Raw genomic sequence first — 820 nt, forward strand, 5'->3', positions numbered from 1 at the left:
GTGGGGGGTTGCCGTAGGGGGGTTGGGCGGCGTAGGGGCCGGCTTGGTAGGGGCCGGGCTGGGGGTACCCGTAGCCCTGCGGAGGTACGGGGGGCTGAGCCGGCTGCTGGGGAGCTTGGGGTGCGCCGTAGCCCGGCTGGGGCTGTGCGGGCTGCTCAGGCGCGCCGTACCCCGGCTGCTGCGGCGGGGCGCCGTACGGCCCTGGTACCCCGTACCCCCCACCCTGAGGCGTAGCACCCGGCGGTGGGCCGAAGCCGCCTCCCGGTGCGTTGCTGTGACCGTCGTTCGGCGGCGGCTGAGCCATCGACCTGTTCCCCCATGAGTTCACTGCTTTCCGGCCACGCACCGGACGTATCAGATGGCCCTTTCTATCACTGGCCTCCGACGGCAGAACGGGACAGATCCACCCCTGTATCCAAGGGTGGACGGCGCCGTGATGCCTCCGTTACGCGCCTTCACGCGCCCTTCACGGCGTGTTCCGGCGCTCTGCGCGGGCTCACGCGTCCTCGGCGAGTTCCAGCCAGCGCATCTCCAGCTCCTCGCGCTCCGCGCCCAACGCCCGCAGCTCGGCGTCGAGTTCGGCGACCTTCGCGAAGTCGGTGGCGTGCTCGGCGATCCGCGCGTGGAGCTTGGTCTCGGCGGCGGCGACCTTGTCCAACTGCCGCTCGATCTTCTGGAGTTCCTTCTTGGCGGCGCGCTGGTCGGCGGCGCTCTTCTCGGCGGTGGCCGGCTTCTGCGGCACCGGAACGGCGGCAGCCGCCGCCTCCTCCATCCGCGCCCGGCGCTCGAGGTACTCGTCGATGCCGCGCGGCAGCATCCG

General features: G+C 72.1%; 1 protein-coding gene. It reads right to left on the reverse strand.

What is annotated here, in order from left to right; translation table 11 throughout:
- Positions 1-496: 496 nt before the first annotated feature.
- Positions 497-820: ABC transporter C-terminal domain-containing protein (locus tag AOK24_RS51695; protein WP_240554314.1), on the reverse strand; the 324-nt coding region annotated here is incomplete at its 5' end.

Source organism: Streptomyces niveiscabiei (assembly GCF_001419795.1).
Lineage (GTDB): Bacteria > Actinomycetota > Actinomycetes > Streptomycetales > Streptomycetaceae > Streptomyces > Streptomyces niveiscabiei.